This is a genomic window from Paenibacillus alvei DSM 29, assembly GCF_000293805.1.
Lineage (GTDB): Bacteria > Bacillota > Bacilli > Paenibacillales > Paenibacillaceae > Paenibacillus_B > Paenibacillus_B alvei.
In genome coordinates this window covers 1,375,343-1,399,745 of record NZ_AMBZ01000001.1, presented here as the reverse complement: position 1 = coordinate 1,399,745, position 24,403 = coordinate 1,375,343, and the positions used below count along the sequence as shown (strand labels likewise).

Below are 24,403 nucleotides of genomic sequence, written 5' to 3'. Positions count from 1 at the left end.
TTTTATACCTATTCAAGCTGTGCGCGAGAGACCAGTCCACTGGCTACCCAGAAAGCCGGCATGCGGGGACTTACAATTGTGGAAAATGACAGCCGAGAATATGTTGCTCCATGACGTCAGAAGGTTCAGTAAGGATGTAGCCAACCTTATCCCAATTCCGATGGAGGATGAAGCGCGTGAGCATTTTTGAAAAGCTGGAATCCAACGTAAGATCTTACTGCAGAAGCTTTCCGGTGGTATTCGACCGGGCCAAGGGGGACCTGTTGTATTCTGAGGACGGAAGAGCATATATTGATTTTTTTGCAGGTGCTGGGGCACTGAATTACGGTCATAACAACGATTATATCAAGGGCCGGGTTCTCGATTACTTGACCTCCGACCGGATTATGCACGGTCTGGATATGTATACAATGGCCAAGCGCGAATTCATCCAGAGCTTCTCGGAGCGGATCCTTGAGCCGAAGAAGCTGAATTACAAGCTTCAATTCTGCGGTCCGACGGGGACGAACGCGGTGGAAGCGGCCCTGAAGCTCGCACGCAAGGCGAAGAAGAGAACCGGGATATTCGCATTCATGGGCGGCTTCCACGGCATGTCGCTCGGCTATATCGAGAATATCCTGACTGATTCGCACTCCGGAATCGACAAGCCGGCCGCCATCCTGCTTGAAACGGTACAAGCCGAAGGCGGAATTCACGTCGCCGACGCGCAGTGGCTGCGAGGGCTGCAGCAGCTTTGCCGCAGGCACGATATCCTGCTCATTACCGACGAGATTCAAGTCGGCTGCGGCCGGACAGGCGAATTCTTCTCCTTCGAACGTGCAGGGATTGAGCCGGATCTCATTACCCTGTCGAAGTCGATCAGCGGGTACGGCCTGCCAATGTCCCTCCTGCTGCTGAAGCCTGAACTGGATCTCTGGACGCCGGGCGAGCACAACGGCACCTTCCGCGGCAACCAGCTCGCTTTTGTAGCCGCCAAGGCCGCTCTCGAGTTCCGGGACAGAGCCGCCCTCGACGCCGAGGTGAAGAAGAAGGAAGAGTTTGTGCGCTCGTTCCTTGACAAAGAAATCAAGCCTCTGCATCCGTCGATCGCGATCCGCGGACTCGGCCTGATCTGGGGCATTGACGTCTCGGGCTTCACGGATGAAGCCGGGGCGAAGCGGATGACGGAGATCAGCTTCAAGAACGGGCTCATCATTGAAAGAGCCGGCAGAGGAGACCACGTGCTGAAGATCATGCCTCCGCTGACCGTCTCGATGGAGCATCTTGCCGCCGGCTGCGATATTATCAAGTCCAGTATACAGCAGGTGATCTCTCAGGAGACTCAGGATTTGCTGGTAACGACCTAAGCTCGGCCAAGCCGATGACCGCCCCGGCAAGAGGCACGGAAGTGCCTTCCGGGGGCCGTGTGGCCCTGATGTTAAGATAACGTTTTTACCCCATTGGAAGATTTTCTCCCCATGCTGCCTGCGGTACCGTCAGTCAGCATGGAATTCACCGCTAATCCAAGGGCTGTCCCGTTCATGCCATACGGAGCAATTCTTTGAGCCTCATGCAGCGCATCGTCACATCTAATCGTTAGGAAAAGCTCACTACCCCGCAGCCGGATCTTTACTTATCCACACCAGGGCTGCGGGGGAATACATAAATCGTACATAGATTGTATCAATACCCCTTAAACATAGGCTTCGACAAAGGCAGTTCCGGTGCCGAATCCGGAGGTACGGCCGACTTCCTGCTGGCTGGCCGGAACCCTACAGCAAGCCTTACATCGACGGGAGGAACATCCCTTGTCCATCCACAAATCCAATTCCGAACCCAATATTAAACCAAAGCCCGTCTTCGGGCGGCTCGTCTGCAGCAAGCATATGAAGCAGAGGAGTCGGAAGTAGCCGCATCCCTTGCGTAGAACGATGCTCTTTGTTGTCTTTCACGCATGGGAGCCGAGTAGGACATCTGCTAGGCAGAGGATTGCCGCATGCGATCAACTGGATAAGCGAAGCGGTGACCTGGCGAAAGCCATTGATATTGTTGTCACATGTTTGAAAAGGCGGGGAGCAAGGCTGTAGCGTTGCTGCGGCATATGCTCCGCCGGATTGCTTTTACCGATGTAGAGAGGGGGACGATCCCGGTGGCTTTTGAAAAAGAAACGTTGTTTTGGAACGAAAAATTCGGTAGCGACGATTATACCTTGACGCGGCTGCCTTACAGCAAAGCTCCAAGCTCTCAGGCGCCCATTATGACAACCGTCGGCGGTTCGCTTTCGGAGAAAGCGGCGCAGCGCGTCCTTCAAATGAGCAAGGGCGCTCCGCTGGCCGCTTTTATGATTTTGCTCGCCGGTGTTCAGTCACTCTTGCATAAATATACAGGTGCTTCTGACATTCTGGTCGGCATGCCGGTTGTACGGAAACCGACGGAGACGCGTCGATCCGTTAATCATACGGTCATTTTGAAAAACTTGCTTTCGGCGGGTGCGACTTTTAAAACGCTTCTGAGCGAGCTGAGGACTTCCTTACCGGAAACGATTCAGCATCAACATATTCCGTTCTTGAAAATGACGGAGAAGCTGGACATGCAATATGCAGACGGGATACCCGTCATCCATACGCTAGTATCCCTTAAGGAGCTGCATCTGGACGAAATTGGGCAAAACGTGGTCACGGATTGTTCCTTTGAATTCAGCTTAACCGGCGGGACGATACAGCTAGCGCTGTCATATAACGAGCACTTATATGACTCCAAGTTCATGACTCGGGTCGTCGGCCATCTGAATCGCCTGCTGGCCGTGGGGCTTCACGAGTTGGAGCTGGACATCGTGCGGGTGGACATGCTGTCGGAGGACGAGAAATTACAATTGCTGCAAAGCTTTAACGATACCGAGAAGGACTATCCCCGTGATCGGACGATTCATCAGCTCGTGGAGGAGCAGGTGAAGCGGGTGCCCGAAGCAACGGCGGTTGTCTTTGAGGGTCGTCGGCTTTCGTACGCGGAGCTGAACGAACGGGCGAACCGGCTGGCGCGGACACTGCGATCGGTCGGCGTGCTGCCCAATCAGCTGGTAGGCTTGATGGCCAGGAGATCGATGGAGATGGTCGTTGGCATTCTGGCGGTTCTGAAAGCTGGCGGTGCCTACGTGCCGATCGACCCGGAATACCCGGAAGAACGTATCCGCTACATTCTGGAGAATTCGGACGCGCAGCTGCTGCTGACTCAAAGGGAGCTGCAGCAGCAGGTGCCATTCGAAGGGATCGTGTTGGCGCTGGATGACGAGCAGGCCTACAGCGACGATGGAACGAACCTGGAGCCGGTCAGCGGTCCGAATGATCTGGCTTATGTCATCTATACGTCAGGTACGACGGGCAAACCCAAAGGGGTCATGCTGGAGCATCGAGGTTTGGTTAGCTTGAAGCTGATGTTCGAGGACAGGCTGGGCATCACGGAGCATGACCGGATCGTTCAATTCGCCAGCCTGTCGTTCGACGCGTCCTGCTGGGAAGTGTTCAAAGCGCTCTATTTTGGCGCGGCTTTGTATATCCCGACGGCCGAGACGATTCTCGACAACCGCCTGTTCGAGAGTTATATGAACGAGCATGCGATTACGGCGGCGATTTTGCCTCCGACGTACAGCGCTTATTTGAACCCGGACCGCCTTCCCAGCTTAACGAAGCTCGTAACGGGAGGCTCGGCGGTATCAGCCGAATTCGTGCAGCAGTGGAAACCGAAGGTCCACTATTTCAATGCTTACGGCCCTACCGAAGCTTCGATTGTTACGACGCTTTGGGATGCGGATGAGGAGCAGCAGGAGCGCAGAGTCATTCCGATCGGGCGCCCGCTGGCCAATCACCGGATTTTTATTTTGGATGCCCACCTGCAGCTTGTGCCTCTGGGAGTGGACGGCGAGCTGTGCGTGGCAGGCGTGGGGCTTGCGAGAGGTTACCTGAACCATCCGGAGCTGACGGCAGAGAAGTTCGTGGAACATCCGTTTGCGCCGGGAGAACGCCTTTACCGGACGGGAGATCTCGCCCGCTGGCTGCCGGACGGAAATATTGAGTACTTGGGCCGGATCGACCATCAGGTGAAAATCCGTGGATTTCGGATCGAGATTGGCGAGATTGAAGAGCAGCTTCTGAAGATCGACTCCGTGCAGGAGACGATGGTAATCGCGCGGGAAGGCAAAAGCGGGCAAGAATTGTGCGCTTACCTGGTCGCGGGCCGCCCGCTTACGCTCGGCGAGCTGAGAAGCGCGCTGGCGCAAAAATTGCCGAATTACATGATCCCGGCGCATTTTGTTCAGCTTCCACGGATGCCGCTCACGCCGAACGACAAAATCGATCGCAAGGCTTTGCCAGCCCCAGAAGGAAATGCGCTGACCGGCGGCGCGTACGTAGCTCCCCGCAATGAAGCCGAGCGGACGCTTGCCGATGTGTGGCAGGCGGTATTGAACGCCGATCGCGTTGGGGTAACGGATCATTTCTTCGAGCTGGGCGGAGACTCGATCAAGTCCATTCAAGTATCTTCGCGGCTTCATCAAGCCGGGTACAAGCTAGAAATCCGGGATTTGTTCAAATATCCGACTATTTCACAGCTCAGCCTGCATGTGAAACCGATCGGACATACCATCGATCAAGGCGAAGTAACGGGTGAAACGGCGCTGACACCGATTCAGCATTGGTTTTTCGAGAGCTCCTTTGCGAACCCGCATCATTTCAACCAGTCGGTGATGCTGTCCCGGAAGGAACGCTTCGAAGAAGAGACGGTGCGTCAGGTGCTGCAAAAGCTGGCCGAGCATCATGACGCCTTGCGGATGGTGTTCCGCAAAACGGAACAAGGGTTTAGCCAGCGGAACCGCGCGATTCAGGAAGGCGGGCTGTTCACGCTGGACGTGTTCGACTTCAAGGGTACGGAGAATACTGCACAGGCTGTGGAAGCGAAGGCAACGGATATTCAAGCGGGCATCGATCTGGAGAAAGGGCCCCTCGTGAAGGCGGGACTGTTCCGGTGCGCGGACGGCGATCATTTACTGCTCGCGGTTCATCATGCCGTGGTGGACGGCGTGTCTTGGCGCATTTTGATGGAGGATTTCGCTCTGGGTTACGAGCAGGCCGGCAAAAGCGAGGAAATTCGTTTCCCGGCGAAAACGGATGCGTACCGCACTTGGTCCGAGCAGCTGGCCGCTTACGCGCAAAGCCCGGAGATGGCAAAGGAACGGGCTTATTGGCAGGCCGTGGAACAAATTGCGGTTCCGGCCTTGCCGAAGGATCTGGAGGCGGACGTTACGACGCAGCAGGACAGCGAATCGCTGTTCGTCCGTTTGACTCCCGAAGAAACGGAGCTGCTGCTGAAACGGGTTCACCGGGCCTACAACACCGAAATGAACGATATTTTGGTAACGGCGCTCGGCATAGCCGTTCGCAAGTGGACGGGACACGAACGGGTGCGGATCAATCTCGAAGGACACGGACGCGAATCGATCGGAACGGATATCGACATCACGCGCACAGTCGGCTGGTTTACGACCAAGTTTCCGGTCGTCTTAGAGCCGGAAACCAACCGGGATTTGGCCTATCAGATTAAACAGGTCAAGGAAAGCTTGCGCCGCATTCCGAACAAGGGGCTTGGGTACGGTGTATGCCGCTATCTCTCCAAATCGGAGGATGGCTTTGTTTGGGGCGCAGAGCCGGAAATTAATTTTAACTACCTCGGCCAGTTCGACGATGATGTCAATCAGGACGAGATCGGCATATCTTCTTATTCCAGCGGCAGCCCGACCAGCGACCGGCAGGCCCGCAGCTTTGTGCTGGATATCAACGGCATGGTGCTGGACGGCGCTCTATCGCTCGATCTTAGCTACAGCCGGAAGCAGTATCGCAAGGAAACGATGGAAGCCTTCGCTCAGCGGCTTGAGCAAAGTCTCCGAGAGCTCATTACCCACTGCGCAGGCAAAGAACACACCGAATTGACGCCGAGCGATGTGCAATTTAAAGGCTTGACCATCGCGGAATTGGAGCAAATCGGCCAGCGCTCGGGCCATGTCGGGGAAATCGAAAATATTTACTCGCTTACGCCGATGCAGAAGGGCATGTGGTTCCACAGCGCGCTTGACCGGCAAACGGCCGCTTACTTCGAGCAGACGCGGTTTACGATGCGGGGAGCGCTTGACGTCCAGCTTTTCGAGAGGAGCTGGATGGAGCTTGCGAAACGTCATCTGGTACTGCGGGCGAATTTTGTGAAAGGACCAGCGGGCGAGCCGCTGCAAATCATATACCGCGACAAGCCGGTCGGTTTTGAATATGAAGAGCTGCTTCACTTGCAGCCGGACGAGAAACAAGCGTATTTGGATAAAAAGGCCGAGGATGACAAGCTTCGCGGCTTCGACATGGAACATGACGCACTCGTTCGGGTTACGATCCTGCGCACCGAAGAGCAGAGCTATCATGTGCTGTGGAGTTTCCAGCATATTTTGATGGACGGCTGGTGCCTGCCGCAACTGACGCAGGAGCTGTTTGAGACGTATTCGGCCTTGGCATCCGGCAAGCAGCCAGTGGGAGATAAGGGATCGGATTATGGCGCTTATATCGAATGGTTAGAGAAACAGGACGATCAGGCGGCATCCGGCTATTGGACGGCGTTCCTGGCAGGTTACGAAGGGCAAACCGTACTCCCGGGGCAAAAGGAAGCGCAGCCGAACGGCAGATTTACGGCTGATCACGTCACCGCCGAGCTGGGCAAGGACTTGAGCGAGCGGATGGACCGGGTGGCGAAAGAGCGTCTGGTTACGGTCAATACGCTGCTGCAAGCCGCTTGGGGCGTGATGCTGCAAAAATATAACGGAACAAACGATGCCGTATTCGGCAGCGTCGTGGCCGGAAGACCGGCGGAAATCCCGGGCATTGAGTCCATGATCGGGCTGTTCATCAATACGGTGCCGGTCCGCGTCACGAGCGAAGGGGACACCGTGTTCGCCGACCTGATGGCGAAGCTCCAAGAGCGGGCGCTGGAGTCCGGGCGTTATGATCACTATCCGCTGTATGAAATTCAAGCCCGTAGCATGCAAAAGCAAAACCTGATCAACCATATCATCGCTTTTGAGAACTATCCGGTGGATGAGCAGATGGAGCAGGCGGGCGACCAGCAGCATGGCGACCTGACGATCACTGACGTTCAGATGGAGGAGCAGACGAACTATAACTTCAACGTGACCGTGGTGCCGGGAGCCGAGATCGAAATTCGGTTCGACTTTAACGCCGAAGTGTTCGATAAAGACAGCATCGAACGGCTCAAGGGGCATCTCGTCCATCTGCTGGAGCAGGTGACGGATAACCCGGAAATTACCGTGGGTGAGCTGGAACTTGTGACGGAGGCCGAAAAGGCCGACCTTCTCGGACGTTTTAACGACACCACTACGGAATTTCCGCGCCGGAAGACGCTCAATCAATTGTTCGAAGAGCAGGCGGAGCTTTACCCGGACAACGTGGCCGCCGTCATGAACGAGCGGCAGCTGACCTACCGCGAGCTGAACGAGCGATCCAACCGCCTTGCGCGGAAGCTGCGGGAGACGGGAGTAGAAGCGGACCAACTGGTAGCGATTCTGGCCGAACGCTCGCTCGATATGGTCGTCGGCATTCTGGCGATTCTTAAAGCGGGCGGAGCCTACGTGCCTGTCGATCCCGACTACCCGGAGGAGCGTATCCGCTTCATGATCGAGGATTCGGGCGCGCCGTTATTGCTGATTCAAAAGCATCTGCACGAGAAGACCGACTTCGCAGGAACGCGCCTCGAATTGGACGATTTCGTTTGGGGCGACAGAGGGGCGGACTCCGAAGGTGCGCTGGACGCTTCGAACCTGGAGCCGATTTCCGGGCCGGGCAACCTGGCTTATGTCATCTACACGTCGGGAACGACCGGCAGACCGAAAGGAACGCTGATCGAGCATAAGAACGTCGTGCGCCTCCTGTTCAACGACAAGAACCTGTTCGACTTCGGGCCGTCCGACACGTGGACGCTGTTCCACTCGTTCTGCTTCGATTTCTCCGTCTGGGAAATGTACGGAGCGCTGTTGTACGGAGGCAAGCTGGTCATCGTACCGCCGCTCACGGCGAAAAATCCGGCCGAGTTCCTAGCACTGCTGGGCCGCGAACAGGTCACGATTTTGAACCAGACGCCAACGTACTTCTACCAGCTGCTGCGTGAGGTCTTGGCGGACCATCCGTACGATCTGCGGATTCGCAACGTCATCTTCGGGGGCGAAGCGCTGAGTCCGCTGCTGCTCAAGGGCTTCAAGACGAAGTACCCGGAAACGAAGCTGATTAATATGTACGGCATTACCGAGACGACGGTACACGTGACGTATAAGGAAATAACGTGGGTCGAAATGGAGGCGGCGAAGAGCAATATCGGCAAGCCGATCCCGACGCTAAGCGTGTACGTCCTGGATGAAAACCGCCGCCCTGTGCCGATTGGTGTAACGGGTGAAATGTACGTGGCTGGGGAAGGCCTTGCGAGAGGATACCTGAACCGTCCGGATCTGACGGCGGAGAAGTTCGTCGATTCCCCGTTTGCGGAGGGAGAGAAACTGTACCGCTCGGGCGACTTGGCGGCTTGGCTGCCGGACGGCAACATCGAATACCTGGGCCGGATCGACGACCAGGTCAAAATCCGCGGGTACCGGATCGAGCTGGACGAAATCGAGACGCAGCTTCTGAACGTCGAGGGCGTGGAAGAAGCGGTGGTGCTCGCCCGTCAGGACGGCGGGGGCGAGAAGGCGCTTGTCGCCTACTTTGTGGCGAACCGAATGCTGACGGTCAGTGAAATGAGAACCTCGCTGGCCCAGGGAATGCCGGGGTACATGATCCCGTCGTACTTCGTGCAACTGGAGCGCATGCCGCTGACGACCAACGGCAAAGTGGACCGCAAAGCGCTGCCGGAGCCGCAAGGCGGCATACAAACGGGCGTCGAATATGTAGCGCCGCGTAACCGGACGGAGTCCCAGCTTGTGAAGATCTGGGAGGAAGTGCTGGGCTACTCCGGCATTGGAGTCCTGGACAATTTCTTCGAGCTCGGAGGCCACTCCTTGCGGGCGACGAACCTTGTCAGCAAGATTCAGAAGGAAATGAACGTCGAACTTCCGCTGCGCGACGTATTCCGCTACTCGACGATCGAAGAGATGGCTCTCGCCATCTCCCGGATCGGAGAGCAGTCGTTCTCGTCGATTCCGCTGGCAGGTGCAAGAGTATACTATCCGCTTTCCTCAGCTCAGAAGCGGCTGTTTATCCTGAATCAGCTGGAAGGGGCCGATCAGAGCTACAACATGCCGGGCGTGCTGCTGCTGGAAGGATCGATTGACCGGAGCCTGCTGGAGAAGGCTTTCCGTGGACTGATCGCACGGCACGAAACGCTGCGAACCGGCTTTGAGATCGTACAAGGCGAAGCAGTACAGCGCATTTACGAGAGCGTCGACTTTGCCGTCGAGTACCGTCATGCGAGCGAGGAAGAAGCGCCTGAAGTCGTGCAGGCCTTCATCCGGCCTTTCGACTTGGCGAAGCCTCCACTGCTGCGGGCGGAGCTCGTAGAGCTGGCAGCCGAACGTTATTTGCTGATGTTCGACATGCATCATATCGTCTCCGACGGGGTTTCGATGGACGTGTTAGTCGAGGAACTCGTTCGTCTGTACGGCGGCGAGTCATTAGAGCCTTTGCGCATTCAATACAAGGACTATGCGGTATGGCAGCAGTCGGACGAGCAAAAAGTGCAGTTGAAACGCGAGGAAGCTTACTGGCTGGATCGTTACCGGGGCGAGCTGCCGGTTCTGGAAATGCCGACGGACTATCCGCGTCCTGCCGTGCAGAGCTTTGAGGGACAAACGCTGACATCCTTCGTGGACGAGGCAACGAACGAAGGCTTAAAGCAACTGGCCGCTCAAAGAGGAACGACGCTGTATATGGTGCTGCTTGCGGCATATACCGTACTTTTGCATAAATACACAGGTCAGGACGATTTGATCGTCGGAACGTCGATTGCGGGCAGAACGCACGGAGACACGCAGCCTTTGATCGGAATGTTCGTCAATACGCTGGCGCTCCGCAATTATCCGGCTTCGGAGAAGACCTTCCTGTCGTATCTGGAAGAAGTGAAAGAAACGACCTTAGGCGCTTACGAGCATCAGAATTATCCGTTCGAAGAGCTCGTCGATAAAGTGCAGGTCAGCCGGGATTTGAGCCGCAACCCGCTGTTTGACACGATGTTCTCCCTGCAAAACTTGGAGGATAAAGAGTTTGAGCTGGAAGGGCTGAAATTGTCCCAGTACCCTAGCGAATACGGCACGGCCAAGTTCGACCTGAGTGTGGATGTTACGGAAGAAAACGGCGGCCTGGAGTGCAGCTTTGAATTCGCAACGGCTCTTTATAAAGAAAGTACGATCCGGCGGCTGTCGACTCATTTCGGACATTTGCTTGCAGCGATCGTAAGCCGTCCGGATGCGAAGATCGCCGAGCTGAACTTGTTGACGGCAGAGGAAAAAGAGCAAATTCTCGGCGCGTTTAACCCGGCGCAACCGGGAGCGGCTCCTGCGGCAGCGTTCCACCGGCTGTTCGAGGAACAGGCGGAGCGCACGCCGGAAGCGGAGGCCGTCGTGTACGAGAACGACCGGCTGGCGTATGCGGAGCTGAACGAGCGGGCGAACCGCTTGGCGGCCACGCTGCGCGCAAGCGGCATCGGCCGGGAGACGATCGTCGGCATTCTCGCCGAGCGTTCGGTGGATTTGCTGGTGGCTGTGCTGGCCGTCTGGAAAGCGGGCGGGGCGTATGTGCCGCTCGACCCGGATTATCCGGCAGACCGCTTGCGGTTCATGCTTGAAGACAGCGGAGCGAAGGTACTGCTGACGCAAACGGTGCTGCGAGAGCGTGCCGAAGCCTGGCTCGGCGAAGAGGAGCTGGCGCTGGCGGCGGTGCTGTACCTCGACGACGAAGCGTCGTACAGCGAGGAGCGGGCGAATGCGCCGATTGGCTCCGGCATGGTCTCCGGCAAGCTGACGGATGCTGTGGATGCCAGCGATGAGAGCCATCCGAATATTGACATGGGCAGCTTCCATGAAGCCCGTCCGGAGGATCTGGCGTACGTGATCTACACGTCGGGGACGACGGGCAAGCCGAAGGGCGTGATGATCGAGCACCGCAGCCTGGTGAACACGGCGGCGGGCTACCGGCGGGAATACCGGTTGGATCAGTTCCCGGTGCGACTGCTGCAGCTCGCAAGCTTTTCGTTTGACGTGTTCGTGGGAGATATCGCGCGGACGCTGTATAACGGAGGCACGATGGTGATTGTGCCGAAGGATGACCGGATCGATCCGTCTCGTCTGCACTACTGGATCAGCCAGCAGCAAGTGACGATCTTCGAATCGACGCCGGCGCTGATCGTGCCGTTCATGGAGTACGTGCACGAGCAGCGGCTGGATATGAGCGGGATGGAGCTGTTGATCACGAGCTCGGACAGCTGCAGCGTGGCGGATTACCGGACTTTGCAGGAACGCTTCGGCTCGTTGTTCCGGATCATCAATGCTTATGGCGTGACGGAAGCGGCGATCGACTCCAGCTTCTACGACGAGGAGCAGACGAAGCTGCCGCAGACAGGCCATGTGCCGATCGGCAAAGCGTGGCTGAATGCGAAATTCTACATCGTGGACGCGCATCTGAACCCGGTGCCGGTCGGGGTGCTGGGTGAACTGGTCATCGGCGGAGTCGGCGTGGCGCGAGGATACTTGAACCGTCCGGAACTGACGGAAGAGAAGTTCATAGACAGCCCGTTCGCCGCGGGCGAGCGGCTGTACCGCACGGGAGACTTGGCGCGGTGGATGGAGGACGGGAACGTGGACTTCATCGGCCGGATCGACAATCAGGCGAAAATCCGGGGCTACCGGATTGAGACGGGCGAGATCGAGTCGCAGCTGCTGCGGGTGGAAGGCGTGCGCGAAGCGGTGGTGCTGGTTCGAAGTGACGCAAACGGGCAGAAGGCGTTATGCGCGTATTACACGCCGGATACCGGAGCGGAGTTGGCAGTGAATGTTCTGCGCAGCGTGCTGGCGCAGGAGCTGCCAGGGTACATGATCCCGTCGTACTTCGTGGAGCTGGAGCGCCTGCCTCTGACGCCGAACGGAAAGATTGACCGGAAAGCGCTGCCAGCGCCGGAAGGAGAAGCGGGAAGCGGAACGGAGTACGTCGCACCGCGCAATGAGCTGGAAACGAAGCTGGCGGCGATTTGGCAGGAGGTGCTGGGGCTTGCGAAGGAGATTGGCGTTCACGACAACTTCTTCGACATCGGCGGCCACTCCCTGCGGGCGACGACGCTGGTCAGCAAGTTGCACAAGGAACTGAGCGTGGATCTGCCGCTGCGCGACGTGTTCCGCCATTCCACGATCGAGAGCATGGCGGCCGCCATTTCCCGGCTGGATGAGCAGACATTCGTTGCCATTCCGGTGGCGGATGACCGGGAGGTGTACCCGCAATCTTTTGCTCAAAAACGTCTCTTTATCCTGAATCAACTGGAAGACGCGGAGCTTAGCTACAACATGCCGGAGGCGATGCTGCTGGAGGGGGCTTTGGACCGGGCAAGGTTCGAAGAAGCGTTCCGTAAGCTCATGGCGCGGCATGAAATGCTGCGAACCGGATTCGAAATGGTGGATGGCGAAGCATCGCAGCGGGTTTACCAGGACTTGAATTTTGCCGTGGAGTTCTATCGAGTAGATGAGCAAGAGGCCGAAGAGACGGTTCGCCGTTTTGTCCGTCCGTTTGACTTGGCGAAGCCTCCGCTGCTGAGGGTAGGCCTTGTCGAGCTGGCTCCGGAACGCCATATTCTAATGTACGACATGCATCATATTATTTCCGACGGTGTCTCCATGGAAATCTTTGTTGAAGAATTCGTCCGCTTATACGGCGGCGAGCAATTGGAGCCTCTGCGCATTCAGTACAAAGACTACACCGTTTGGCAGCATTCGCAGGAGCAGAAAGAACGGCTTCAGCTTCAGGAGGCGTACTGGCTGAACATGTTCCAAGGCGAGCTTCCGGTGCTGGAAATGCCAACCGACTATCCGCGTCCGGCCGTACAGAGCTACGAAGGCCAAACGCTGGAGTTTTTCTTCGACGCTTCGAAAACTGACGGCCTAAGGCAACTGGCCTCGGAAACGGGCACGACGCTGTTTATGGTGCTGCTTGCGGCATATAACGTCCTTCTGCATAAATATTCAGGTCAGGAAGATGTGATCGTTGGTACGCCGATTGCCGGAAGGAATCATGGAGATGTGCAGCCGTTAATCGGGATGTTCTTAAACACGCTGGCAATCCGCAGTTATCCGGCTTCGGAGAAGACATTCCTGTCATACCTGAACGAAGTCAAAGAAACGACCCTCCACGCCTTCGAGCATCAAAACTATCCGTTCGAAGAATTGGTGGACAAGGTGCAAGTCACCCGTGATTTAAGCCGCAATCCGCTCTTCGACACGCTGTTTACGATGCAGAATACGGAGGACGAGGAATTTGAGCTGGAAGGGCTTCGCCTGATTCCTTATCCGAGCGCACTGGATACCGCAAAGTTTGATATCAGCTTGGATGTGGGCGAGGAGAACGGCGGCTTGGATTACAGCTTCGAATATGCGACGTCTCTTTACAAAAGGGAGACGATCGAACGGCTGGCGAAACATTACGAGCAGCTGCTCGTAGCGATCGTAAGCCGTCCGGATGCGAAGATTGCCGAGCTGAACTTGTTGACGGCAGAGGAAAAAGACCAAATTCTCGACGCGTTTCACCCGGCGCAGCCGGAAGCGGCTCCTGCGGCGGCGTTCCACCGGCTGTTCGAGGAACAGGCGGAGCGCACGCCGGAAGCGGAGGCCGTCGTGTACGAGAACGACCGGCTGACGTATGCGGAGCTGAACGAACGGGCGAACCGCTTGGCGGCCACGCTGCGCGCAAGCGGCATCGGCCGGGAGACGATCGTCGGCATTCTCGCCGAGCGTTCGGTGGACTTGCTGGTGGCCGTGCTGGCCGTCTGGAAAGCGGGCGGGGCGTATGTGCCGCTCGACCCGGATTATCCGGCGGACCGCGTGCGCTTCATGCTCGAAGACAGCGGAGCGAAGGTACTGTTGACGCAAACGGCGCTGCGAGAACGCGCCGAAGCCTGGCTCGGCGAAGAGGAGCTGGCGCTGGCGGCGGTGCTGTACCTCGACGACGAAGCGTCGTACAGCGAGGAGCGGGCGAATGCGCCGATTGGTTCCGGCATGGTCTCCGGCAAGCTGACGGATGCTGTGGATGACGGCGATGAGAGCCATGCGAATGTTGACATGGGCAGCTTCCATGATGCCCGTCCGGAGGATCTGGCGTATGTGATCTATACGTCGGGAACGACGGGCAAGCCGAAGGGCGTCATGATCGAGCACCGCAGCCTGGTGAACACGGCGGCGGGCTACCGGCGGGAATACCGGTTGGATCAGTTCCCGGTGCGCCTGCTGCAGCTCGCAAGCTTTTCGTTTGACGTGTTCGTGGGAGATATCGCGCGGACGCTGTATAACGGAGGCACGATGGTGATTGTGCCGAAGGACGACCGGATCGATCCGTCTCGTCTGCACCACTGGATGGAGCGGGAGCGGGTCACCATTTTCGAATCGACGCCGGCGCTGATCGTGCCGTTCATGGAGTATGTGCACGAGCAGGGGCTGGATATGAGCGGGATGGAGCTGTTGATCACGAGCTCGGACAGCTGCAGCGTGGCGGATTACCGGACCTTGCAGGAACGCTTCGGCTCGTTGTTCCGGATCATCAACGCCTACGGCGTGACGGAAGCGGCGATCGACTCCAGCTTCTACGACGAGCCGCTGGCGAAGCTGCCGCAGACAGGCCATGTGCCGATCGGAAAAGCGTGGCTGAATGCGAAATTCTACATCGTGGACGCGAATCTGACCCCGGTGCCGGTCGGGGTGCTGGGTGAGCTGGTCATCGGCGGAGTCGGCGTGGCGCGCGGGTACTTGAACCGTCCGGAGCTGACAGAAGAGAAGTTTGTAGACAGCCCGTTCGCCGCGGGCGAGCGGCTGTACCGCACGGGAGACTTGGCGCGGTGGATGGAGGACGGGAACGTGGACTTCATCGGCCGGATCGACAACCAGGCGAAAATCCGGGGCTATCGGATTGAGACGGGCGAAATCGAGTCGCAGCTGCTGCGGGTGGAAGGCGTGCGCGAAGCGGTGGTGCTGGTTCGAAGTGACGCAAACGGGCAGAAGGCGCTATGCGCGTATTACACGCCGGATACCGGAGCGGAGCTGGCGGTGAACGATTTGCGCAGCGCGCTGGCGCAGGAGCTGCCGGGCTACATGATCCCGTCGTACTTCGTGGAGCTGGAGCGCCTGCCTCTGACGCCGAACGGAAAGATTGACCGGAAGGCGCTGCCAGCGCCGGAAGGAGAAGCGGGAAGCGGAACGGAGTACGTCGCACCGCGCAATGAGCTGGAAACGAAGCTGGCGGCGATTTGGCAGGAGGTGCTGGGGCTTGCGAAGGAGATTGGCGTTCATGACAACTTCTTCGACATCGGCGGCCACTCCCTGCGGGCGACAACGCTGGCGGGCAAGGTATTTAAGGAATTAAACGTCAATCTGCCGCTGCGCGACGTATTCCGTCACTCGACGATTGCGGCAATGGCCAAGGCGATCGCCCGGATGGAACGGCAGGAGCACGAGGCCATTCCTCAAGCGGAGGAGAGAGAGTACTACCCTCTGTCCTCCGCGCAGAAACGGCTGTTCATTCAGCACACGCTGGATGGAGCGGATCAGCTTTACAACATGCCGGAACTGGTGCAGGTGGAAGGCGAGCTTGATTTAGACCGGTTGGAAGTCGCCTTGCGGAAATTGATAACACGGCATGAATCGCTGCGCACCGGTTTTGAAATCGTGAAGGGCAAAGCGGTTCAGCGGATTTACCCGCAGGTCGATTTTGCTGTCGAGCATCATCAAGCGGATAAAGAGGATGCGGCTCAAATCGAGCAGATCGTCCGCAGCTTCGTTCGTCCATTTGATCTCGGCAAGCCGCCGCTGCTGCGCGCCGGGGTCATCGAGCTGGAGCCGAACCTGTATATTCTCATTTTCGACATGCACCATATGGTGTCCGACGGCGTATCAATGGCGATTGTGATCGATGAGTTCTCGAGTTTCTACGCCGGGGAAGAGCTGCCGTCACTGCGCATTCAATACAAGGATTATGTCGTTTGGCAGCTGTCGAAGGCCCACCGAGAACGGATCGGGCGGCAGGAAGCGTACTGGCTGCAAACCTTCAAAGGCGAGCTGCCGACGGCGAACCTGCCGATGGACTACAAACGGTCTGCGGCTCGCAGCTACGAAGGTGCACATCTGGAGTTTGACGTCGAAGCTTCTCTCTCTACGCGGCTGCGTGAATTGGCGGCCGAGCGTGAAAGCACGCTGTTCATGGTGCTGCTTGCGGCTTATACCGTGCTGCTGTCCAAATACAGCGGGCAGGAGGACTTGGTCGTGGGCACCCCGGTGGCGGGAAGAACGAACGCCGATTTGGAACCGGTCATCGGAATGTTTGTCAATACACTGGCGCTCCGCAATCATCCGTCGGGCGACAAAACGTTTTTGTCCTACCTGGAAGAAGTGAAGGAAACGGCTTTGGGTGCTTTCGAGAACCAGGATTATCCATTCGAGGAGCTCGTGGAACGTTTGAATGTGAAGCGGGAGCCGGGCCGCTTCCCGCTGTTCGATGCCGTTTTCGACTTGCAAAATATCGAAGAACGAGACGTCGAGCTGGAAGGGATCAGCCTAAAGACTTACGAGCTTGACAATTTGGAAGAAGCGAAGTTCGATCTGACGCTGTTTATGTATGAAAACAACGGGGCGCTGAGCGGGGGCTTCTTCTACGCCACTAAGCTGTTCAAAGAAGCGACGATCCGTACCTTGACCGAGGATTACCTGCGGGTACTGTCACAAATTGTGGAAAATCCGCAACTCGAGCTAAGCCGGATTGAATATCAAAAACCGTCGGCAGGCGCAAAAAGTGCCGTCGATACGATCGAATTTGCCTTCTAATCCTATAAGTGCGTGTTCAAAAAGGTCGGTTTTCAGCACCGAAGCTTATGCTACCGATGTGCGTTTTTTCAAAACGCTTCAGTTGGATGAAGCTAGGGCCTGAGGAGCGGAGCGTACGTTTTGGATACATGAGCACCTGAGATGTTTCCGCAGGAAACATACTTCGTAAGCATCTGCTTAGGCCCGGCTGAATTCAAGATTCGATGCCGAGTCCACTTCATGATTTACTTCGTGATCAAAAGCGGACCTTTTTGAACAACCTCTATAAGCGCGCCTCCGCCGTCAAGAGAAAGCGGCGCGCATCCCAAGGAAGACGGCGAACAACATCCAAGCCCGTAAACGCGCAGGCCGAAAGCAAGCTTTTTCGGACCTGCGCCGGGGCAAGGGGTTACTTCATTTTTAGGGGAGGTACGGATGAAATCTTTATTTGAAAAGGAAGAACGGTACTGGAGCGGCAAGTTTGACGCTGATGACAGCCTGAGCTTCCTTCCCTACAGTCAATCCTCCAAATTATCCGCCGACGGGGAAGCTGCGGCCGAACCGGGCTTGCTTCACCGTACTCTGCCGAGCGAACTCTCGGAGAGAATCATTCGCCTCGCCAACGGTTCGGATTTGGCTTTGTACATGATTGTTTTGGCAGGAGTAAAAAGCCTGCTTTTCAAATATACCGGGCAGAACCAAGTGCTGGTCGGCATGCCTTCTTATAGCGCAGACCCCGACGGGACTCCGCCGCCGCATGACATCTTGGTGATCAAGACGTCCGTAAGCCATCAGACTACGCTGAAAACGCTGCTCGGGGGCATCAAAGCTTCCATCGGCGAGGCGCTGGAGCATCAGCATCTGCCTTTTCCAAAAATGGTGGAGCCGCTCCATCTGGACTATACGGTGGACGGCCTCTCGGTCGTCAACACCGTCGCATCTTTCGCCCCGATTCATCCGGTACCGCTGGGTAACCGGGTGGCGGCCGATACGGTTTTTCGCTTCGATCGCCAAAACCACTCCATCGAGCTGGAAATAAGCTTTGACGGGCAGCGGTACGAGCGGGCATTTGTGGAACAGGCGGCCGACCATCTTGTTCGGCTACTGTCCTTGCTTTTATTTCAGCCGGATCTGGAGCTTGGACAAGCCGATGTGCTGTCCCCAGACGAGAGGGAGAAGCTGCTGAAGCGATTTAATGACACCGAAACCGGGTTCGAGCGGGGGAAAACGATTCATGGCTTGTTCGAAGAGCAGGCGGAGCTTTACCCGGACAACGTGGCCGCCGTCATGAACGAGCGGCAGTTGACCTACCGTGAGCTGAACGAGCGATCCAACCGCCTTGCGCGGAAGCTGCGGGAGACGGGAGTAGAAGCGGATCAACTGGTAGCGATTCTGGCTGAACGCTCGCTCGATATGGTCATCGGCATTCTGGCGATTCTTAAAGCGGGCGGAGCCTACGTGCCTGTTGATCCCGACTACCCGGAGGAGCGCATCCGCTTCATGATTGAGGATTCGGGCGCGCCGTTATTGCTGATTCAAAAGCATCTGCACGAGAAGACCGACTTCGCAGGAACGCGCCTCGAATTGGATGATTTCGTTTGGGGCGACAGAGGTACGGACTCCGAAGGTGCGCTGGACGCTTCGAACCTGGAGCCGATTTCCGGGCCGAGCAACCTGGCTTATGTCATCTACACGTCGGGAACGACCGGCAGACCGAAAGGAACGCTGATCGAGCATAAGAACGTCGTGCGCCTTTTGTTCAACGACAAGAACCTGTTCAACTTCGGGCCGTCCGACACGTGGACGCTGTTCCACTCGTTCTGCTTCGATTTCTCCGTCTGGGAAATGTACGGAGCGCTGCTGTACGGAGGCACGCTGGTTATCGTACCGCCGCTCACGGCGAAAAATCCGGCTGATTTCCTGGCGCTGCTGGGCCGCGAACAGGTCACGATTTTGAACCAGACGCCAACGTACTTCTACCAGCTGCTGCGTAAGGTCTTGGCGGACCATCCGTACGATCTGCGGATTCGCAACGTCATCTTCGGGGGCGAAGCGCTGAGTCCGCTGCTGCTCAAGGGCTTCAAGACGAAGTACCCGGAGACGAAGCTGATCAATATGTACGGCATTACCGAGACGACGGTTCACGTGACGTATAAGGAAATTACGTGGGTCGAAATGGAGGCGGCGAAGAGCAATATCGGCAAGCCGATCCCGACGCTGAGGGTGTACGTCCTGGATGAAAACCGCCGCCCAGTGCCGATCGGCGTAGCAGGCGAAATGTACGTGGCCGGGGAAGGCCTTGCGAGAGGATACCTGAACCGTCCGGATCTGACGGCGGAGAAGTTCGTCGATTCCCCGTTTGCGGAGGGGGAGAAGCTGTACCGCTCGGGCGACTTGGCGGCTTGGCTGCCGGACGGCAACATTGAATACCTGGGCCGGATTGACCACCAAGTGAAAATCCGCGGGTACCGGATCGAACTGGACGAAATCGAGACGCAGCTGCTGAAGATCGCCGCCGTGCAAGAAGCCAAGGTGCTCGACCGTGACGACGCGAACGGTCAAAAGCAGCTTGTCGCTTACTACGTCGCGGAAACGAGGCTGGCGGCGTATGAACTCAAGGAGGAGCTCGCCAAGCAGCTTCCAGGGTATATGATTCCTTCGCACCTCGTGCAGCTTTCGCGGATGCCGCTGACCCCCAACGGGAAAATCGACCGCAAAGCGCTGCCCGCGCCGGAGGAAGCCGCGGGCAGAGGAGCGGAATATGTTGCGCCGAGAACGCTGCTCGAAATGAAGATCGCCCGCGTCTGGCAGGATACGCTTGGTGTTCCGCAGGTCGGCGTAAAGGATAACTTTTTTGAGTTGGGCGGCAATTCGTTAAGTCTGATGAGGCTCGTTCAAGCCGTTTACGATGAAACGGGCATTGAGATACCGCTGAACCGCCAATTCCATCATGTAACCGTTGAAGCCATGGCTTTCGGAGAGGGGGATCTGGGCCTGGATAAAGGGGGAGACTCCTTCATTAAGCTGAATAAAGCGGGAGATCTGAACGTGTTCTGCTTTCCTCCGGGCAGCGGCTTCGGCATCGGTTACCGGGAGCTCGCAAGCAGGCTCGACGGCCGATTCGTGCTTTACGGCATTGATTTTATCGACGATGCCGCTGATTACGAGACCATGCTGAACCGTTATGTGGACGAGATCGTCCGCATCCAGCCCGAAGGACCTTACGTGCTGCTCGGCTACTGCTTCGGGGGCAACCTGACTTTCGAGGTAGCCAAAACGATGGAGAAAAGAGGGTATTCCGTAACGGACGTACTCATGGTGGACTCGTGGATTAAGGACATGCTGACGCCATCCGAAACGTCAGAGAAAGAGCTTGAAGAAATGCTTGCCGATTTCGACGAAGAAGAGAAGGAATTAATGAGCAACCCGCTTGTGCGGGAGCGGGTTCATCAGAAGGTCAAAGCGACTTTGGCGTACGAAGCGCAGCTTATTAACTCCGGCACGATCCCGGCCCGGATTTACGAACTGATTGCGAAGGACAGCGAAGCGTTCCGCTTGGAGCACCAATTGCCATCCTGGCGGGGGGCAACGACGCAAGCTTACGCCGATTACCGGCTGGAGGGCGCGCACGAGGAATTGCTGGAACTCGCGCGCGTGGACGAAACGGCCGTTGTCATCCGGGATATCTTAGAGCAAGTCAAGCGGCAGATCGAAGCGGAGGCCGGGGTACTGCATGGAAGCTGACCGACAGCCGTTTGTTCAAGAACAAGGCACAGCGGCGCCTTCCAAGCGCCAAACCGCTTACGCCACCTGGAAAGCGTTCCGCTGGCTGATGTCCTATGTAAGCCGTCACAAAGGCTGGATGATCGTCGGTACCTTGTCCGCAATTGCCGCCGCCGTTATTGAGATATGGACGGGAAGTTTGATCGAGCAGCTGACCACCCAGGCCGAGAAGGGGGCAGGGCCACTCGTTCTGCAAATCGTATACACGGTCTTTGTGGTCATCTTGATCGGTGTACCGGCGAAGTTTTTCATGAGCTTCGGTGTGGAGCGAAGCAGCGCCTCTGCGGTGCAGGATATCCGCAACCACGTCATGCGTCATATCGGCAAACTCCCGGTCTCCTATTTGGAAAAGCAGCACTCGGGCGACGTGTTGTCGCGGATCAACAACGACCTGCAGCTTATCCAGCAGTTTATGATTCGGGACCTTGCCCAGTGGTTTTATCATCCGCTATTGTTCATCGGCTGTTTTGCTTATTTGATCTACCTCCAATGGGAGCTGATGCTGTCCAGCCTGCTGTTGTTTCCCGTGGCGCTGTTGGTTTCCCAATGGATTGGCAAGCAGTTGGAGCGGTTGACGGAGGAAGCCCAGGCAAACATGGGCCGAATGAACGTTAACCTCCAGGATACGCTTGGGGGTATGCCTATTGTGAAAAGCTACCTGCTATCCGGCATGTTATCTCGCTCCTACCAAGTGATGCTGCAATTGACGGCCCAAAAAAAGCTGGCTGTGAAAAAGCGGGAAGCCTGGGTCAACCCCCTGCTTTCCACGCTGATGATCAGCCCGATCATTTTTGCCGTCAGTTACGGAAGCTATTTGATCTACAACGGGCAGCTAGGCGCGGGAGCGCTGATCGCCTTCCTGTACTTGCTGAATCTGTGTCTGGAGCCTCTGGAGCATATACCCGAGCTCATCACGCGGACGTTCGAAATGGCCGGTGCCCTGAGAAGGGTCTCCGAAATCGTCGAGCAGCCGACCGAAACGGAAAATGGCCGTTCGCTGCCGAAAGCGAGCACCGCCCCCATCGAGTTTCAGAACGTAACCTTCGGGTATGAGGAGAGCTCCCCGATCCTTCGGAATGTTAGCTTCTCGGTGCCGGAAGGGAAGACGATCGCGCTTGTCGGAGCGAGCGGCGGAGGGAAGAGCACGGTGATTAAGCTTGTATGCGGATTTTATCCGCTTCCGGAGGATCAGGGTGAGATCCGCGTGTTCGGCAGCCGGATCGACGGCGCCGATCCGGAGCAGCTTCGGTCGCATTTTTCCGTGGTAACCCAGGATTCATATTTGTTTAGCGGCACGATCGCCGAAAATATCGGCTACGGGCGGGAAGAAGCGTCGATGGACGAGATTATCGAAGCCGCCAAAGCCGCTCAGGCGCATTCCTTCATTATGCAGCTTGAGGGCGGATACCAGACGTATGTCGGAGAGCGCGGAGGCTTTTTGTCCGGCGGGCAGCGCCAGCGCATTGCAATGGCCCGGGCTTTTCTGAAGGATGCTCCCGTTCTGCTGCTGGACGAGCCAACGTCGGCTCTTGATCCGGAGTCGGAAAGCGCGGTTCAGGAAGCGCTGGGCGTATTGATGAAGAATAGAACGACCATGGTTATTGCCCACCGGCTTTCTACAGTACAAAACGCCGACGAAATTTGGGTCATGGAACAAGGAAATATTGTGGAAAAGGGCACTCATGAACAATTGCTGGAGAGGAAGGGACTATACGCCCAGTCGTACTACCAGGAATTTACCGAGTCTGCCGAATGCAGGGAGGTGGCGTACACATGAAAAAGGGCGGATGGCTCTCGCAAGTGAAAGAACTCGGATACTTGCTGACCTTTATGAACCGCAAGCGCAAAACCCAGTACGCCATTGGCCTGGCCGTGACGGCGCTCTCCCAGACATTGTTCCTGATCGCCTTCAGTTTGGTCGTACATAACTTGGTTGATTTCGCCGTGTCCCGAGATACGTCCCTAATGGTGGAAGCCTTTATTATTTTGGGCGCGGTGCTGTTCCTGGAAAATGTGATTTCTCCCTGGTTCATTTACTTATACCAGCGCAGTGTCGAACTGACTGTGCTGAATATACGCAAACGTCTTTATGACAAGCTGTGCCGGGTGCGGCTGAGATTCCTGGAGCAGACGCACCATGGGGACTTGCTGTCGCGGGTGAACAACGACGTAACGACCGTTGAGTTTACATTCTCGCAGGTTTACTTCGTTTTGCTGCTTCAAGTTGTGTTTTGCATCGGCTCCATTGTCTCCATGGTGTTGATCGATTGGCGGTTTGCCGGCGTATCCTTCGTCATTCTGCTGCTGTCCTCCGTGGTCAGCCTGAAATTTGCGCGGGATATTCGCGCCTTGTCCGAACAAGGCTTGCAAACGCTCGGTAAAATGACCGAGAAATTCAAAGATTTTATGGGCGGTATTCAAATTGTGAAGCTGTTCCGCATCCGCACGATTTACGGCCAGTTCGAGGCGTTGAACGAACAAATGACGCAGACGCTTCGGCAAACCGCGCAGAAGAACGGCATGCAGGCTGCGGTGAACCATTTTATCAGCTACGTCACGTTCTGCGGCATCATCGTCATCGGCAGTCTTCTTTATGCCTACGGACTGATGGGAATGGGAAGCGTCGCCGCCCTTGCGGTTCTGCAAGTGAATCTGACGCACGCCTTGTTGAACTTAGGCGTGGTTCTGTCGATGACCCAAAATTCGCTCGCGGGCGCTCACCGGATTCAGGAGGTACTAAGAGAGGAAGAGGAACCGGAGCGTTTGGGATCTCCTCACAGCGAGCTTGTGTCGGAGGCTGCGGTGGAGTTTCGCGATGTGGAGTTTTCCTATCAGGCGGATAAAAAGGTGCTTGTCGACATGTCCATGCAGGTGTTTCCCGGCCAGGTCGCTGCTATCGTGGGGGCCAGCGGCAGCGGCAAAAGTACGCTGATCAAGCTGCTGCTCGGCTTTTATCCTGTGGACAGCGGAGAAATCCTGCTCCAAGGGAAACCGTTCGGCCATTACACGCTTGATGAAATCCGCAGGAAGATTGCATACGTTCCGCAGGAGCCGTTCTTGTTTACCGGCACGATTGAGGAAAATATCCGCTACGGCAACCCGGATGCAACGGATGAAGAAGTGATCGAAGCAGCCAAAGCGGCGTACGCTCACCGTTTCATTCAGGAACTTCCTGAACAGTATAAAACGCCAGTGGGAGAGCGAGGAGCGTCGTTGTCGGGCGGACAAAGGCAGCGAATTGCGATTGCCCGGGCGATTCTCAAAAACGCCCCGATTCTGCTGCTGGACGAAGCGACTTCCGCGCTGGATAACGAATCCCAGCATTGGGTACAGCAGGCCCTGAATGTATTGATGAAGGGGCGCACCACCATTCTGATCGCGCACCGTCTCAGCACCGTGGAACATGCGGATTTGATTACCGTCATGGACCAAGGGACGGTCGTCGAGCGGGGCTGCCATCAGGATCTGCTGGCGCTCGGGGGGTATTACGCCCGGCTGTACGGCGTGCGGATTCCTAGGTACAAATCCTATTTATAAGTGCGTGTTCAAAAAGTCAGATTTTCAGCACCGAAA

The 24,403-nt window shown here is 56.7% G+C and carries 6 protein-coding genes; 5 read left to right on the top strand and 1 reads right to left on the bottom strand.

Annotated elements, in window-relative coordinates; all coding sequences use genetic code 11:
• The first annotated feature begins 176 nt into the window (after nucleotides 1-176).
• Nucleotides 177-1,346 (top strand): aminotransferase class III-fold pyridoxal phosphate-dependent enzyme, encoded by a 1,170-nt coding sequence (locus PAV_RS06255; protein ID WP_005544419.1) that lies wholly within the window; start codon nucleotides 177-179, stop codon nucleotides 1,344-1,346.
• A 417-nt stretch (nucleotides 1,347-1,763) separates the two neighbouring features.
• On the opposite strand, the gene PAV_RS34505 is transcribed toward PAV_RS06255, so the two are convergent.
• Nucleotides 1,764-1,931, bottom strand: coding sequence for a hypothetical protein (locus PAV_RS34505; RefSeq protein ID WP_157266587.1), 168 nt, complete (start codon nucleotides 1,929-1,931; stop codon nucleotides 1,764-1,766).
• Nucleotides 1,932-2,035: 104 nt separating this feature from the next.
• Here PAV_RS34505 and PAV_RS06250 point away from each other — a divergent pair, with 104 nt between their 5' ends.
• From PAV_RS06250 to PAV_RS06235, 4 genes are all read left to right on the top strand, one after another.
• Nucleotides 2,036-17,068, top strand: coding sequence for a non-ribosomal peptide synthetase (locus PAV_RS06250; RefSeq protein WP_005544418.1), 15,033 nt, complete (start codon nucleotides 2,036-2,038; stop codon nucleotides 17,066-17,068).
• Between the two features lie 414 nt (nucleotides 17,069-17,482).
• A complete protein-coding gene (locus tag PAV_RS06245; RefSeq protein ID WP_005544417.1) occupies nucleotides 17,483-20,791 on the top strand; it encodes a non-ribosomal peptide synthetase in 3,309 nt (1,102 codons plus the stop codon).
• Nucleotides 20,781-22,607 (top strand): ABC transporter ATP-binding protein, encoded by a 1,827-nt coding sequence (locus tag PAV_RS06240; protein ID WP_005544416.1) that lies wholly within the window; start codon nucleotides 20,781-20,783, stop codon nucleotides 22,605-22,607. Before PAV_RS06245 ends, PAV_RS06240 begins: the two co-directional genes overlap by 11 nt.
• Nucleotides 22,604-24,367 carry an ABC transporter ATP-binding protein gene (locus PAV_RS06235; protein ID WP_005544415.1) on the top strand — a complete coding sequence of 588 codons (1,764 nt, stop codon included), beginning with the start codon at nucleotides 22,604-22,606 and terminating at the stop codon, nucleotides 24,365-24,367. The genes PAV_RS06240 and PAV_RS06235 overlap by 4 nt, the downstream gene beginning before the upstream one ends.
• Nucleotides 24,368-24,403: the final 36 nt, after the last annotated feature.